Annotated in this window: 11 protein-coding genes and 2 pseudogenes; 9 read left to right on the forward strand and 4 right to left on the reverse strand. The window is 40.4% G+C overall.

From position 1 onward, the window contains the following. Positions 1 to 52: 52 nt before the first annotated feature. A complete protein-coding gene (gene recJ / locus ACLOAU_RS03230; RefSeq protein WP_427860390.1) occupies positions 53 to 1,753 on the forward strand; it encodes a single-stranded-DNA-specific exonuclease RecJ in 1,701 nt (566 codons plus the stop codon). A gap of 4 nt (positions 1,754 to 1,757) precedes the next feature. Here the strand turns inward: recJ and ACLOAU_RS03235 are convergent, their stop codons facing one another. Then, positions 1,758 to 3,728: a KUP/HAK/KT family potassium transporter gene (locus ACLOAU_RS03235; protein WP_427860391.1), complete on the reverse strand. Its 1,971-nt coding sequence runs from the start codon at positions 3,726 to 3,728 to the stop codon at positions 1,758 to 1,760. Between the two features lie 373 nt (positions 3,729 to 4,101). Between ACLOAU_RS03235 and ACLOAU_RS03240 the strand changes: the two genes are divergently transcribed. The 3 genes from ACLOAU_RS03240 (at position 4,102) to ACLOAU_RS03250 (ending at position 7,519) form a co-directional block, all read left to right on the forward strand. Then, positions 4,102 to 5,694 (forward strand): hypothetical protein, encoded by a 1,593-nt coding sequence (locus ACLOAU_RS03240; RefSeq protein ID WP_427860392.1) that lies wholly within the window; start codon positions 4,102 to 4,104, stop codon positions 5,692 to 5,694. Between the two features lie 176 nt (positions 5,695 to 5,870). Beyond that, positions 5,871 to 6,851: a hypothetical protein gene (locus tag ACLOAU_RS03245; protein ID WP_427860393.1), complete on the forward strand. Its 981-nt coding sequence runs from the start codon at positions 5,871 to 5,873 to the stop codon at positions 6,849 to 6,851. 215 nt (positions 6,852 to 7,066) lie between these two features. Then, positions 7,067 to 7,519, forward strand: a complete 453-nt coding sequence (locus ACLOAU_RS03250; RefSeq protein WP_427860394.1) for a protein-disulfide reductase DsbD domain-containing protein — start codon at positions 7,067 to 7,069, stop codon at positions 7,517 to 7,519. 51 nt (positions 7,520 to 7,570) lie between these two features. Here the strand turns inward: ACLOAU_RS03250 and ACLOAU_RS03255 are convergent, their stop codons facing one another. Next, positions 7,571 to 8,131, reverse strand: a complete 561-nt coding sequence (locus ACLOAU_RS03255; protein ID WP_427860395.1) for a UbiX family flavin prenyltransferase — start codon at positions 8,129 to 8,131, stop codon at positions 7,571 to 7,573. Between the two features lie 11 nt (positions 8,132 to 8,142). Beyond that, the gene (locus ACLOAU_RS03260) at positions 8,143 to 8,733 is read right to left on the reverse strand and encodes a DUF502 domain-containing protein (protein WP_427860396.1); all 591 of its coding nucleotides are present in this window, start codon (positions 8,731 to 8,733) and stop codon (positions 8,143 to 8,145) included. Between the two features lie 207 nt (positions 8,734 to 8,940). Between ACLOAU_RS03260 and ACLOAU_RS03265 the strand changes: the two genes are divergently transcribed. The 5 genes and pseudogenes from ACLOAU_RS03265 to ACLOAU_RS03285 form a co-directional block, all read left to right on the forward strand. Next, on the forward strand, positions 8,941 to 9,585 hold the full coding sequence (locus tag ACLOAU_RS03265; protein ID WP_427860397.1) for a TetR/AcrR family transcriptional regulator: 645 nt from the start codon (positions 8,941 to 8,943) through the stop codon (positions 9,583 to 9,585). Continuing rightward, positions 9,572 to 10,927, forward strand: a complete 1,356-nt coding sequence (locus ACLOAU_RS03270; protein WP_427860398.1) for a TolC family protein — start codon at positions 9,572 to 9,574, stop codon at positions 10,925 to 10,927. The genes ACLOAU_RS03265 and ACLOAU_RS03270 overlap by 14 nt, the downstream gene beginning before the upstream one ends. A gap of 31 nt (positions 10,928 to 10,958) precedes the next feature. Next, a complete protein-coding gene (locus ACLOAU_RS03275) occupies positions 10,959 to 12,164 on the forward strand; it encodes an efflux RND transporter periplasmic adaptor subunit (protein ID WP_427860399.1) in 1,206 nt (401 codons plus the stop codon). Positions 12,165 to 12,229: 65 nt separating this feature from the next. Continuing rightward, positions 12,230 to 13,750, forward strand: a pseudogene (locus ACLOAU_RS03280) (efflux RND transporter permease subunit); the annotation flags it as partial. Positions 13,751 to 13,951: 201 nt separating this feature from the next. Then, positions 13,952 to 15,820 (forward strand): annotated as a pseudogene (locus tag ACLOAU_RS03285) (efflux RND transporter permease subunit); the annotation flags it as partial. Between the two features lie 360 nt (positions 15,821 to 16,180). On the opposite strand, the gene ACLOAU_RS03290 reads toward ACLOAU_RS03285, so the two are convergent. Continuing rightward, the gene (locus tag ACLOAU_RS03290) at positions 16,181 to 16,447 is read right to left on the reverse strand and encodes a hypothetical protein (protein ID WP_427860400.1); all 267 of its coding nucleotides are present in this window, start codon (positions 16,445 to 16,447) and stop codon (positions 16,181 to 16,183) included. Between the last annotated feature and the right edge of the window lie 157 nt (positions 16,448 to 16,604).

Raw genomic sequence — 16,604 nt, forward strand, 5'->3', positions numbered from 1 at the left:
ATAAACCTATGGGCACCATATAATTTGTTAACCACTTCAATACAAACTATTTGTGACCAAACGCTGGAATATACTGGAAGCCGATAAAAATAATGTATCACTTTTACAGGGTGAGCTTAAAATAAATGCTACCCTTTGCCGCATCCTGGTGCAGCGCGGTATACAGAATTTCGGGAAAGCTAAAGATTATTTCCGTCCACAGCTTTCTCACTTGCATAATCCGTGGAAAATGAAAGATATGGCAAAGGCAGTCAACCGGATTCTGCAAGCCTTTGACCGAAATGAAAAAATACTGGTGTTTGGAGATTATGATGTAGATGGTACCACCTCGGTCGCAAGCATGTATAGCTTCATTAAGAAATTACATAACGAGGTAGATTTTTATATCCCACATCGGTATAAAGAAGGCTATGGAGTTAGCAAAGCAGGGATAGATTTCGCCAAAGAGCATAATTTTTCGCTTATCATTACACTGGATTGCGGCATAAAATCGGTAGACCTGATCAGTTATGCCAATACCCTCGGCATCGATTTTATTGTCTGTGATCATCACCTTCCCGACGAGGTAGTCCCTGATGCAGTTGCCATATTAAACCCTAAACAAAAAGACTGCGATTATCCCTTTAAAGAACTTTGTGGCTGTGGTGTTGGATTTAAACTGATGTGTGCCTTGTGCGAGCAAATGGGTATTCCGTTAGAAAATGCATTTGAATACCTCGACCTGGTAGCCACCGCTATAGCCGCCGACATTGTGCCGATGAATGGAGAAAACCGGGTACTGGCATTTTATGGGTTAATAAAGGCTAACGAAAATCCTAATCCGGGTATAAAGGCCCTGGCAACATTAGGCGGCGCAAAGCAAGCACTTCACATTAATGACCTGGTATTCATGATAGCGCCGAGGGTTAATGCCGCCGGGCGGATGGATGATGCCAGCAAAGCAGTAAGACTCTTTATAGCCCCTACACAAGAGGATGCCTTATACTATGCAGAGCAATTGCACAGTGACAATACGGACAGGAAAGAAGCAGATACAGATATTACTGCGGAGGCATTAACCCTTATTTCGGAAAATCAACTTTGGGTTGAAAGAAGATCTACCGTTGTTTACCAACCTCATTGGCATAAAGGAGTTGTAGGCATCGTAGCTTCCAGGTTAATTGAACACCATTACAAACCTACAGTAGTATTAACCGAGAGTGGTGATTACGCAGCCGGGAGCGCTAGAAGTGTTCCGGGCTTCAACCTGTATGAGGCCATTCATGCGTGCAGGGAGCACCTGCTCGCGTATGGAGGGCATTTCGCCGCAGCGGGGCTCACGCTTGAAAAGCACAACATTGAACTTTTCAGAGCTAAATTTGAAGAAGTAGTATCAGCCACCATCAAAGAAGAACATCTGATTCCCGAAATCATTATAAATTCAGAGATTTCATTTAAAGAAATAACTACAAGCTTCTACAATATACTGCGCCAGATGGAACCATTCGGACCTGAAAATATGACACCGGTTTTTATTGCCCGTAGCGTAGTTGATACCGGCTTCAGCAAAATTGTAAAAGAAAATCATCTCCGCCTGGTAGTGAAACAAGACCGCCTGACTTTCACCGGCATCGGTTTTAACATGGCCGATAAGTTCGACCTGGTTAAAGACCGCCAGCCTTTTGACGTAGTATTTAAAATTGACGAAAACGAATGGAACGGTCAAAAAACACTACAACTGCGTATAGAAGATATCAGGGCCTCCGAAACTTAACCCGTCACTCTACCCTGGTCAGTTTTACATTAGTTACAGGAGATACTACTAATGGAAATTTCTCTACCGTAACATTAGACAAATCGAGCCCGAAATTCTTCTCTTCAGACAAGCTGATATGTTTAATCCAAAAGTGAAGTTTCATAATCACTTTCTCAATAAATGGAAGATCATTATCTAGGCTCAGGTATTTTTCCATCACCATAAACTGAAAATCGCCCACAGTGTTGCTACTGGCCAAACTTTCGTAACGGCTCATAATATTCACCTCCTTATTCTGCACCAGGTCTTCTACCACTTTTTTAAACAGCAGATTGATTCGTGGCTGTATTCTAAATCCCAGCCTGAAATCGACACGAATGATATCATTAGGTATGATATGTTCAACCTTATATTCCGATGTATAGGGATCATCAACCGTATCCACGTGTACAAACCAATAAATATCAGCCCTTTTGGGTTTTTTATTTAATATCGAATAGATGATCTTATGCTCAATCTCCTTTGGATTATCGGCACTGGTGAGGTAAATAAGATGGGTGGCATACTTTGCCACGCCTTTATCGTTGCTTAGTTCCTGGATCTTCGATATATAATGTTCCATCCGTACAAATTCCACATACCTGTTTTTAATTTTTCTTGCCCTGAACCACACATACATTACGATAAACATAAGTCCCCCAATCATAAGTGTAATGTATCCTCCGTGAGAGAACTTCTCCAGTAAGGCCACGGTATAAGCCGTTTCTACAATAAAAAAGCCTATTAAAAATATATATATGTATACCTTATTTACCCTCCTTAATACCATGTAGTTAGCAAAAAGAATGGTTGTGGTGATCATCGTCACAATAATGGCCAACCCATAGGCTGCTTCCATTTTAGAAGATTTTTGGAAATAAAGTACTACAAAAACGCAACCACTAAATAAAATGGTATTTACAGCAGGGATAAATAATTGGCCTTTAGCCTCCGACGGATATCGAATCCTCAACTTAGGCCATAGATTCAAACGAATCGCTTCACTGATAAGGGTGTAAGCCCCCGAAAGCATTGCCTGGCTCGCTATAATGGCTGCCGTGGTAGCTATAACCACCCCCGGAAGAATAAACCACTCGGGCATGAGATTAAAAAAGGCATTGATACCAACGGACTGCCTGATATCATCTGTTACGGTAAGTTTATTATAGTGCGCAAGCAAGAACGCCCCCTGTCCAAAATAATTGATCAGCAAACAGGCTTTTACATAAATCCAGGAATAACGGATATTGTCCCTGCCGCAATGCCCCAGGTCGCTGTAAAGTGCTTCGGCACCGGTAGTACATAAGAAAACCGCCCCTAAAAGCCAAAATCCATGGGGATAATTGATTAGAAACTCAATGGCGTAATAGGGACTTAAGGCTTTAAAAATAGTCAGGTCATCAGCTATATGTAAAGCGCCAAACACGGCAAGCATGGTGAACCAAATAAACATAATGGGTCCGAAAATTTTGCCAATAGACGCAGTTCCAAACTGTTGTAAAAAAAAGAAAGCAGCTAAAATGCCTAACACTATCCATACAATCGTCGTTGTCGGCATCTCCTTCAGAGCAGGAAGAATCTTCAAACCCTCAATTGCCGAAGTAATGGTCATGGGGGGAGTGATAATGCCGTCGGCTATTAGTGCAGCACCTCCTATCATAGCCGGAATTACGAGCCATTTTCGTCGTCGCCTCACCAGCGCATAGAGGGCAAAAGTGCCGCCTTCACCTTTATTATCTGCCCTCAAAATCAAAATAACATATTTGATAGTTGTCTGAAGTGTCAGGGTCCAGATAATACAGGATAGTGTGCCCACTATCAGTTGTTCGGTGATTTGCCGGTTACCGATAATAGCGTTAAATACGTATAGTGGAGATGTTCCGATATCACCGTAAATGATACCTAAAGCAATGAGCAGGCCGGCCGCAGTTGCTTTATTAGTGTGAGCTTTCACCAGATAAGATCTCTTAATTTTTTAATAATAGTATACAAAGTTTATATAAAAGGTGTCAAATGAAAAAAACTTTATTTTTAATTTGTTACCCTTATATTTTGAAAAGAAAAGTTATAATTTGCAATGGCCGGCTTTACTGGAAATTGATACTCAGGGTATTCGTAACTTTATGGTATAAAACCGGTTAATCAGGCATATTCCGGAGAAAGTATTGGCCGTAAATGACATCAAATAGCATATACATGCAGCCAAACGAAAATAAAAAAAGACAATAAAAACCGACGTGGTGAAAACTTTACCATCCAGGATACGATTTAACCGTTAAAGACCCGCCTGAACGGTATTCAGCCAGGAGGGCATAAAATGTTTAGGAATGAAACGCATATTTTTATCCGTATTTGCATTTACACTTCTGTCCCTCTACACTTATGCGCAATCTATACGTTACGCACCAGTGAATAAAGAAGATGTAGAACGTATGAATTTCGAGATTTTAGGCAAGGCAGCAGATAATTATCTGGTTTATAAAGAAGTGAAAGGCAATCATCGTATTTCGGTATACGATCACAATATGCAACTCAGAGAGGAAGTTCCTTTAACCGTTCTGCCTAAAAGGGATGAGATACTGGATATTTCATTTTATAATGTAGATAACCATCGTTACCTGCTTTTTCAACACCAGGAAGGTGATGTGGTATATCTGAAATCTGTTGCTATCGAAGCCAACGGCCGTATCTTAAGCGAGCCTGTCGTTTTAGATACTACTATGATCAGTTATAAAACAGATAATAAAATATACAGTATCGTAACGAGCAACGATGGCAGCAAACTCATGGCTTTTAAAATCAATAAAAAAGATAAAAGTCTTTTTCGTTTCACCACAAAACTTTTTAACGCCGCATTACAGCCGATAAGCGAGAGCCGCTTTTCACTACCAATGGAATATAAAGGCGACTATTTAACGGGGCATAGTATAGCTAATGACGGGAGCTATTCTTTTATTAAATATCACCGGCAAACCAATGGCAATATTGTAGATGCTACCTTAATTGAAAAACCAGCAGATAAAGATGCGCTTGAAGAGCACAGTCTGAATGTCAACGATCTTTTCCTGGACGATATCAAACTGATGGTAGATGACGCCAGCGGCCGCTACTTATTATCTTCTTTCTACAGCACTAAAAAACGTGGAGATATCGAAGGTCTTTATGTTTTTGGGCTGGAGAAAAGCACGGGCAAAGTGGTTTTTGAAAAAACGACCTTATTTGACGAAGATCTGAAAAAAAGAGCAAGAGGCAGGTCAGGCAAAAATGCTTTTAATAACTTTTTTATCAACAATATTATTGTAAATGGCGACGGCAGCTTTACAGTAGCATCGGAAGCCTTGTATAACACCAACGATTGGGATCGCTGGGGCGGATGGGGACCTGGTTGGGGATGGGGCGGCGGCATGGGGATGTGGGGCGGTTGGGGACCCGGCTGGGGCTGGGGATGGGGCCGTTGGGGTGGCTGGTGGCCTTACTCCTATTATTCCCCCTTCTTTTACCGCAGTTACTGGTGGGGCGGATGGGGACCTGGTTGGGGTGGCGGAGCCGGATGGGGCAATTCGCAGCAGTTCAATGCAGGTAATATTGCTGTTTTCTCATTTGACGCACAAGGCAACAAAACCTGGGATAATGTTATTATAAAATCACAAAGTGAAAACAACACCGACGGTAGTATCTCTTACCAGGTGATTCCGGGCTCGAATGGTACTGTTTTCCTGATGAACAATTCAGGAAAAATATCTGATCTGGAAAATATAATGATCACTAATGATGGAACTATCCGTAAAGGGCAGCCTATAAAAGCGCCCGAAAAACGTTTGGATTTCATGCCCAAATATGGTAAGCAAACAGGTCCGGGAGAATTGATTGTTCCATACACTTACAAAAGAAATATCTCTTTTGCCAAAGTAGAGCTGTAAAAAAATAAACATATTGTATGAAGTTATTGGAACTCCGGCTAATCAGTCGGAGTTTTTGATGCGCAGTCAAAGCCTGGTGCATAGATCTGCATATACCAGGATTCATAGTATTTAAAATGGTTTGTCACATAATCCGATTTATTGGCTTTCTTTGTATTTGAAATACAAAACTGCTCATGACGGGCATATTCAAACAAAAAACGCCGGGCAATATTATCTTACTGATCCTTTTAGGCATTTTTATGAAACTGCCTGCATTTTTTCATGCCAAAGGATTTATTGTAAAACAGAGCGATGGCATATTTTATACCAATCTAACCGCCTTTTTGGATCGGTTCACCAACGGAAGTAGTTTTGTTTTCGCTGTAATCGCTTTTGCGTTGAATCTTTTGATTGCATTTATACTCAATAGTTTTATCAATACAGACCGGTTCATGAATAAGCCCAATTTCCTGGCAGGAATGGCTTATATACTCATTACCTCTTTTCTTCCTTCTTTTAATTTGCTGTCGTCCAACCTGGTGGCATCTGTATTATTATTAACGGCATTTAAACTATTTTACCAATCGCACCATATTAAGAATCACATTTTCAATGCGTCGCTGCTTATTGGCCTTGCTTCCTTATTCTTTTTCCCGGCGCTTTTCTTTATAGCATGGGCTTTTTTAGCCTTACTGGTGTTAAGACCCTTCAGGCTGTCTGACTGGATTCTCCTTTTGTTAGGACTGGGTAGCCCTTATTATTTTTATGGCACTTATTTATTTTTAAATGACAAACTGGAAGTTCCCTCCTATTTTTATCACCTTTCTTTTCTAAGCTCTGACATCCGGTATTCGCTCTGGCATGCCGGCGCTTTATTTTTTTTACTGGCCCCTTTGCTGGCAGGCATATATTATGTGCAGGCCAATTCGGCCAAAATGTTGGTTCATATACGTAAAGGATGGTACCTGTTTCTCGGCTATCTTGCGATAACAATAATAGCGGCACTTTTCGATATTGAAAAAACCTCCGAAAACCTCGTGCCGGTCCTGGTGCCTGTGGCCGCTTTTCACGGCTACGGCTATTTAAATGCGGAGCTAAAGCTGTACCCCAAGGTCTCATTCTGGCTAACTATTGCTTTTATAATTGCCAATCAATTATACGGCAATGTATGGTAGCAACAATTATGTAAGTGCATATTCAGACTCGCGTATTGTTGATATGAAACAGGCTCTTATCTTTACACATAAATTCGGCAGGTACCTTATAATAGATCTGAAAAACAAAAACCTGTAGAAATTGTTAATGTCTGTGTCGCACAACCTGTGACGTAGAAAATGCATCTACAACTATTATTGCATTTTTAATTGATTTATAAAAACGTAAAGAATAAATGAAAAAGTTAGTTTTCCTTTTGGCAGCCGTATTAGTAGTTGCTGCAGCACAGGCTCAGTTAAATCCGGTAAGCTGGAAATTTACCAGTAAAAAAATATCTGCAAAGGTTTATGAAATACATATGACTGCTGTAATGGATAACGGATGGCATTTATACTCTCAAACACAACCGGCTGATGCGATTAGCATTCCAACTAAGTTTTCATTTACAGGCAATCCCCTGGTAAAACTGGAAGGAGCTGTTAAAGAAGTAGGTAAAATGGAAAAATTTCACGACGCAGCCTTAGGAGCCAGTGCCAATCAGTATTCTAAAACAGTAAATTTCGTGCAAAAAATCACGTTAAAGGCTGCTGCTAAAACCAACATTTCGGGGACTGTTACTTACCAGACATGCGATGACAAACAATGCTTGCCTCCTAAAAAGGTTCCATTCAAAGTAGATCTGGGTTAAGCTAAAAGTTATAAAAGATCTTTATACCGGTTCATGAATGGAACCGGCTTTTTATTGTCCCCATCTGAAACTCTGAATATCAAATCCTGCCAGATCCAGTACCCGGTCGGTTACTGTTGCTGCGAGTTCATCAATTGTTTGAGGTAAACTATAGAACGAAGGCGTAGCCGGACAAATAATACCGCCGGCCAAAGTGATCTTCTCCATATTTTGAATATGGATCAAATTATAAGGTGTTTCCCTTGCCACACATATTAATTTCCGCCGTTCTTTTAAAATTACATCGGCTGCACGTGTAATAAGATCATTGGAAATACCGTTAGCAATACGCCCTAAAGTACCCATAGAGCAGGGAGCAATGATCATGGTATCATACTGGCCACTACCTGATGCAAAGGGTGCCGAGAAATCATTCTTGCCAAAGTAGTGTACTCCCTCTCTTTCTTTAAAGGCTTCCTGCATTTCAACCTGCCATACATCCATAGCATTATCTGTAGCCACTACTGCAAGCGCCTCCCATTGATCTTTTAGTTGCAAAAGTTTATCAATCATTTGAGCAGGGTATATAGATCCGCTTGCTCCTGTTATTGCTATCAGTATTTTTCTTCCCATACAATTACAAACTAACTTTCTACAACGCCGCCTGTTACCGTATATTTCATGGCATCACCAGCGGTAAGGTTTTCTATTGGTTTCACCCGCTCTTTGGGTAAAATATACAATTGTCCGGCGAAATTATAAGCCTGGGGCACATAAACGCCTACCATCTCATGCCCCATGTTAAACTTCTCCATTTCATCATCGGTCAAAAAACCCACAATCCACACATCATTATTAAACACATTAGCCAATACGGCCTTGGTAAATTTTTTCTTATCGCCCGCAAAAGCCTGGAAAAAGTCTTTTATTGATTTATAAATTAATTTAATGCCAGGCGTTCGCTCCAGCCAGTGGTCAAAAAAATTAATCATGCTTTCCATGATAAAGTAGCTACTTAGCCACCCTATAAAAATGATAAATGCGATAATAAGTACAAACCCTACCCCAGGCGTGGTAAAGATCGGTCTTAACAGGCTATCAATCCAATCAAACACTACGTACAATATATAGGCTGTAATGGTTACGGGAGCTAATATAATCACCCCCTGAACAAAATAACGAAACAGGGTTTTCAGCACTGTGTCTTTGGGAGTATGTGGAAGATATTTAGGCATTTGAGACGCAAGATACTATATCTTTCATTCATATCGGATTGACCTTATTCCGCCGTCCATCCCTTTTTTATTGCTATTCGCCTAAAAAATATTTCCCGTCTTTTAAGGTATTTTACTTTTGAGTCCGTTTTCAAAACCAGTGCATTTAAAAATAATTCTGTTTGGAAACTTTAGACCCCGGAAAAGTTTCCTTAGTTTCGCGACGCAATGGCAATGGTGGTTGACAATAAAACAAGGATAAGAGAAAAAGCGAAAGAACTGTTTATGCAGTTGGGCATGCGACGGGTGAGCATGGATGATATTGCGGCTGAAACCGGGATGAGTAAAAAAACGCTTTACCAGTATTATACCGATAAAGAAACCCTGGTTGCAGATACTATTGGAGTGATACTGGAGACGAATCACGCTAACTGCGAAAGCTGTAGAGAGAAAGCTAAAAATGCAATTCATGAAGGTTTTTTAGCTACGGCTTCGGTATCGGAAATGATGCGGCGGTTAAATCCCATATTGCTGTTTGATATGCAGAAGTATTACCCGGCAGCATACCGGAAGTTCTTAAAATTCAAGGAAGATTTCTTGTATAAGTTCATCTACCACAGTATTGAATGGGGTATTAAAGATGGATTATTCAGAGCAGATGTGGATGTGGCGCTGGTGAGCCGCCTGCGAATTGAAAGTATTAATTTGCCTTTTCAACGCAATTTTTACGATGCAATGAAGACAGACCTGGGTACGTTACAAAAAGAAATATTCATCCTTTTCCTTTATGGAATTGCAACTCCAAAGGGAACGCGGATGATCAATAAATACAGAACCGAACCAATAAAACCACTTACTGATGATACGAACTAAAATAGCGACGGTAGCCCTGCTGCTTTTCGCTTTTACACAAACCACCTTTTCCCAGCAAACCCATCAATTTACCCTTCAACAGGCTTTAGCGTATGCACAAAAAAACAATGTGCAGGTTAAAAATGCCTTGCTTGACATTGAACTTCAGCAGCAGGTAAACCGCGAAGTAACTGGCAGTGCGTTCCCTCAAATAAACGCCAGCGGTGATATCACCGATAATTTCAAACTGCCTATTTCCATTATTCCTGCCGGAACCGTTTTTATGCCGGGAACACCTCCCACTACTGAAGACACCCGGCTGGCCTTTGGAGTTAAATGGAGCAGCATGGGCGGCGTTTCTTTAAGCCAGATATTATTTGACGGCCAGGTATTTACCGGTTTGCAGGCCAGACGCACTCTTATTGACTATAAAGAAAAGGCAGCTGAAGTAACAGCTGAACAAATACGGGCGGTAGTAGCTAAAATATATTATCAACTCGTATTAAGTAAAGTGCAATTAGCTTTACTGGATTCTAATATAGCTCTGCTGCAAAAGAACCAGCATGATACTAAGATCATGTATGATAATGGTTTTGTGGAAAAGCTGGAAATAGACAAACTGGAAGTGCAGATAGCCAATGTAAAATCGCAAAAAATTCAGGCACTGAATGCCGTTAATAATGGCTACCTGGGCTTAAAAGTATTAATGGGAATGCCGCTGAAGGATCAGTTGGTTTTAACTGATGACCTTACAGATGAAAATATCAGAGAAGGAGTACTAGAGGAATCAGCAAATTTTGATTATGCTCAGCGCAGGGATTTCCAGGCAGCTTCTTTAGGCTTAAAGCTTAACGAATATGATGTGCAGCGCTACAAAAGAAGTAAGATGCCCACCCTTACCCTGAACGGCTACTGGAACCAAATGACCCAGGCCAATCAATTTGGTAATATGTTCGGTTCGGGTTCTTATTGGTTTCCTGTAAGTGCGTTGACTCTTAAATTAAACATCCCCATATTCAATGGTTTTGCAACTAACTCCCGTATACAGCAGGCAAGAATTAAACTGCGCCAAACCGAAAACCAGGTGGAAGCTTTAAAGTTGCAGATTGATCAACAAAGGGATTCTTCAATAAACACGTTCAGGACCGCTATAACAGATATGGACTATCAAAAGCAGAACATGTCTTTAGCAGAGCGCGTTTACCAGCAAACCAAGAAAAAATTTGAAGTAGGTACAGGCAGTCAGTTGGAGATTGAGAACGCTAGGGTTCAATTGCAAAGCGCCCAGACTAATTACTTCAACTCGCTCTACAATGCAGTTAGTGCAAAAATCGATTTCCTGAAAGCATCCGGCAAACTATAAACCATAAACCCCAAACTATAAATCAATTTATATGCAGTATATATTAAAACTAACATCGATAGTAGCCTTTACGGCCATCTTAGCATCCTGCGGTGGTGGTAAAAAAGAGAAAAACAGCGCCCTGAACGATAAAAAAGTGGAGCTGGAAAAACTGAAAGGCGAGCAAAAAAAGATCAACGATCAGGTTGCAGCACTTGAAGGAGAAATTCTCAAACTAGATCCTAACGCAGCAGTTACCGCTAAACTGGTTACTGTTGAGTCGATAGATGGCAGCGATTTTAATCACTTCATAGACTTGCAAGGAAAAATTGATGCAAAAAATACTGCCTATGTAGCTCCCCGAAACGGACAAGGCGGTATTGTTCGTGCCATCTATGTGAAACAAGGAGATAATGTTAGAAAGGGACAAACGCTGCTTAAACTAGATGATGCAATACCCCGTCAACAACTCGAAGCGGCTTTACAACAAGTTTCAACTGTAAAAGCACAATTGGAGCTTGCAAAAACTACTTATCAACGCCAAAAGAATTTGTGGGATAATAATATCGGAGCTGAAATGCAGGTTATTCAGGCCAAAGCAAATGTTGACCAATTGAACGCGCAATTACGTGCAGCTGAAGCTCAGGCAGGAGCCGCAAGAGAGCAAGTGGGTTTTACAAATGTTATTGCGGATATTAATGGAACATTAGACCAGGTAAATATAAGAGTTGGAGAGGCATTTATTGGTATGATGGGTTCTACTCCACAGCTCTCAATTGTAAACACAGGGGTATTAAAGCTTCATGTAAATGTTCCTGAAACATATATCGATCGGGTTAAAACCGGAAGCCCATTAGTTATTACGTTACCTGATGCAGGAAACAAAACAATTAAAACAACAGCTTCAGTTGTTAGTAAGTTAATTGACCCCGCCTCCCGGAGCTTTTACGTAGAGGCTAATGTACCTTCTGATCCTTCTATTCGGGCCAACCAAATAGCCAAGGTTCAAATTCAGGACTATAGTCGTCCTGACGCAATCACGGTGCCGGTTAATACGCTTCAAACTGACCAAACCGGGAAATATGTTTTAGTGGCAACAAAAGAAGGTAACAAACTGGTAGCACGCAAAAAAACTGTAATCGTAGGGGAATTATATGGGGACAGACTTGAAGTAAAATCTGGCTTATCGGCCGGTGATCAAATTATCACCGACGGTTTCCAAAACCTGTATGATGGACAGGTGATCACGACACGATAGCAAAAAACCAATGAATTCCTCTATAAAAAAATTATATGAGCTTAATAAAAAATTTGAAGGGTTACATGCAGGGGTTTCCTGTTACAACCTGGGCTGTAAAAAACAAGACCTTTGTGTACTTGTTAATACTTGTTGTTTCTATAATGGGGGTACAGATATTTGTTACAACTCCAAAAGAAAGCTTTCCTGATGTTGTATTTCCGCAGATCTACATATCAACCATTTATGTGGGCAACTCTCCCAAGGATATGGAGAACCTGGTTACGCAACCTATAGAAAAGCAAATAAAGGGCATTACAGGGGCCAAGATCACCAAAGTTTCGAGTAGCTCCTTCCAGGATTATTCAGCTATTTCGATTGAATTTGCAACGGATGTAAAAGTTGACGTTGCCCTCCAAAAGGTCAAGGATGCGATTGATAAGGCCAAGCAGGATTTGCCTAATGATTTGACGCAGGAACCTACAGCGTTGGAGGTAAGCTTATCGGAGCAACCGATTATGTATTTGAATCTTAGTGGCGACTACGACAAGGTAAGATTAAAAACTTATGCCGATCGGCTACAGGATAAGATTGAAGAACTCTCACAGATAAGCCGTGTTGATTTGGTGGGGGCACCTGAAAGAGAGTTCCAGGTAAATGTTGACAACAATCTGGCCCAGGCTGCTGGCATTACATTTAATGATATATCTAATGCTATTGCTTATGAGAATATGGATATTAGTGGTGGTCAGCTGGAAGTAGGAAATATGCGCCGGAACCTGCAGTTAAAGGGTCAATTGAAAACAGTGGCGGATATCGAACGCATTGTTCTTAGGAACACGTCAGGCCATCCTATTTATTTAAAGGATATTGCTCAAATCAAAGACACTGTTAAGGAAACTGATAGTTATGCACGTTTAGATGGTAAAAATGTAATTACCTTAAATATAGTGAAGCGTAGCGGTGAAAATCTTATTGAAACCAGCGATGCCGTAAGAGCCATCAGCGAAGAACTTAAAGCAAGCGAATTTCCAAAAGACTTGAATGTAGTAATAACGGGTGATCAGAGTATTAATACCAAAACGTCCTTTAACGATTTGATTAATTCTATTGTTATCGGCTTTGTACTGGTACTAATTATCCTGATGTTTTTTATGGGTATTACGAATGCCTTCTTCGTGGCCCTAAGTGTACCATTGAGTATGTTCGTGGCGTTTATATTTCTTCCATTAGGCGAAATTGTTATTGGAGGAAGCATAACACTTAACTTCATGGTGCTTTTTGCCCTACTATTCGGATTAGGTATTATTGTGGATGATGCAATTGTGGTAATTGAAAATACGCACCGGATTTTTGTTGAAGGCGGAGGTAAAATCAGCTCGGAAAATGCTGCTATAGAAGCTGCCGGAGAAGTATTTGTGCCAGTATTGGCTGGAACCTTGACGACTTTAGCACCGTTTATACCATTGCTGTTTTGGCCGGGCATTATCGGTAAATTCATGGTTTATCTGCCTCTGATGCTAATTTTTACTTTGTCAGCTTCATTGATTGTTGCTTTTGTAATGAACCCTGTATTTGCTGTGGACTTTATGAATCATACAGAGGGCGAGTTTAAGGCAAAAAAATCAGCCGTATTTAGAACAACAACTTTCAAAATACTTGTTATCGCCGGAGTATTATTAGACTTGTGGGGCTTTTTCCTACCCAAGGGAAACATGGCCTTTTTCTTCGGTAATCTGTCCCTTTTTATGGCGTTGTTAATGATATTCAATGCATATTTATTGGACGGCTGGATACACGGCTTTCAAAACCGAGCACTACCCTGGATTATGAGCCACTATGAGAATCTTTTGAAGTGGGCGGTAAAAGGATGGAGACCAGTATGGTTGGTACTCGGAGCAGTTGGTTTGTTTGTAGTTTCTATATTCTTATTTGGCATATCTGCGGGTACGGGCCATACTAAAATAGTTTTCTTTCCAAACTCTGAGCCCAATTTCATTTACGTGTATTTGAAACTACCTACCGGAACTGATGTTGAATACACTGATTCAATTGTCCGTAACCTGGAGTCAAAAGTAAACAGCTCTTTAGGCATTGATCATGCACAAAAGAAAACCAATCCAATTGTAGAGAGCGTCATTTCAAACGTAGCCGTAGGTGCTGCAGATCCGTCAAGTGGTGACAGGAGCACAAGAAGTGAACTAGGTCGTATACAGGTTTCATTTGTGGAGTATGAAAAACGACACGGCAAAAGTACAGCGCCATACCTAGATAGCATTCGTAAAAATATCAAGGGTATTCCCGGAGCCGAGATATCTGTAGAACAAGAAAAAAATGGTCCACCTACCGATCCGCCTGTTAATATTGAGGTGGCCAGTGAAAATTTTGACAACCTCATTCCTACTGCGGTAGCATTAAAAAACTACCTGGACAGTATACATGTTGAAGGTGTTGAAGAACTCAAAATGGATGTTGACCTGAAAAGCCCTGAAATTGCACTTACAGTAAATCGCGAACGAGCTTTAATAGAAGGTGTTTCATCAGCCCAGATTGGCCAACAGATAAGGACAGCACTATTTGGTTTTGAAGCCAGCAAAATTAAAGACGGTGAAGACGAGTATAAAATCCAGGTACGTAGCAATGAGGTGCAACGCAAAAAACTGGGAGATCTCTTAAATATGAACGTTACGTTTAGGGATATGGCTACCGGTCAGGTTAAAAGTGTACCCATTATTTCCCTGGTAAACGTAGACTATACCAATACATTGGGAAGCGTAAAACGTAAAAATCAAAAGCGCACCATTTCTTTAATAAGCAATGTACTGAGTGACGCTAACGCAAATGAGGTAAATGCAAAACTTAAAAACTACATTACTGCATTCAAAGCGGTCCCCGATGATGTTACGATCAAACAAACCGGAGAAGGCGAGCAACAGGCTGAAACTGGAGCGTTCCTGGGTAAAGCCCTGGTAATTGCGTTGTTACTAATTCTTACGATCCTTGTATGGCAGTTCCTTTCAATTGGAAAATCTGTAATTATCCTTACAGAAATTGTGTTTAGTATTATAGGGGTAATAATAGGGTTTGTTTTTACGGGAATGGATGTATCTGTAGTAATGACGGGTGTAGGTATTTTAGGCTTAGCAGGCATTGTAATTAAAAATGGAATTTTAGTAATAGAATTTGCCGATGAATTGCATGGCAGGGGCTACAAGCTTCATGATGCAGTAGTTGAGGCTGGTAAAACCCGTATCATACCGGTATTACTTACTGCAATGGCTGCGATTCTGGCCTTGATTCCTTTGGCTATAGGATTTAATATCAACTTTGTTACACTATTCTCAGAATTGAATCCAAGAATTTTCTTTGGAGGCGATAACGTAACCTTCTGGAAACCGCTTTCATGGACGATCATATTCGGTTTGATCTTTGCATTTTTCATGACCCTGATCATTGTACCTAGTATGTACCTCATGTATCAAAGGTTAAGGCGCCCGATGAGGAAAAGGTATGGTGGCAAATGGATTTCCTTCCTGTCCATACCTCCATTGATTTTCTTGTTTATGATATTAATGATCCGAGAAGCATATATTCATAAAAAGGTGGTAAGAAGAAGAAGACAAAGGCTGAAAAATTATTCAACGGTTAACGAAGCCTTTGTTGGAAGCTGGTTCTAGTAATCTTAACCATTAATCACTATAAAAAAAGAGGGGTCTCAAGACTCCTCTTTTTTTATAGTGATGTGCCGTATCTTTATCTTTTTAAAAGATCTAGCTGAAATCTAATCTTATCCAAAAAATACAAACAGGCTTCATGTTCCGTTTCAAATATCTTATGATCTAGCCTATCCCCTTTTTCGCTGTAATAAAAAAATTCCCAATACCTATAATTTTCATAGAGCACTAATGCATCTACTTTTAGCCCATCATTTATAGAGTACCACCGATGGGGTACTGCCATAGACTCCAATACTGCCTTCAATTTCCTTATATTCATATTATCCATTCTGCCGGTACGGTTCACTTTCGGTTTAGGTTCTAATCATATCCAAGAGGGAACCAAATGCCTATATAAACAGGAGGTTTCATATTGGAGACAATATGCCCCTGGTTCAGGGTTTTTATATTGACATTGCTTATACACTTAGAAATTCTTGGTAAAACTTCATCTTTAAACACTTTACTTTTCAGTAATGCTAACGCATGCTCACTACTAAATGCAGTTATACCACAACCTAAATGTAGTCCTGCCGGGATAGAGCCCATGTAATCATTAAAATCAAACTCAAGCCAGTATCTGATCATGTTATCACTAAGTTACTCTACCTAACCAATATAGCTTACAAAAGCTTAGCTGACATCTTGATCAATAATTGCTGTTAGCAGCAATCTCAGGACTCCTATCTTCCGGCAATAAAAAATGCCCCGTTCCGATAGTTATCAGAACGGGGCACTAAACTTT

The organism is Paraniabella aurantiaca, from assembly GCF_050309965.1.
In the GTDB taxonomy this organism is placed as follows: domain Bacteria; phylum Bacteroidota; class Bacteroidia; order Chitinophagales; family Chitinophagaceae; genus Niabella.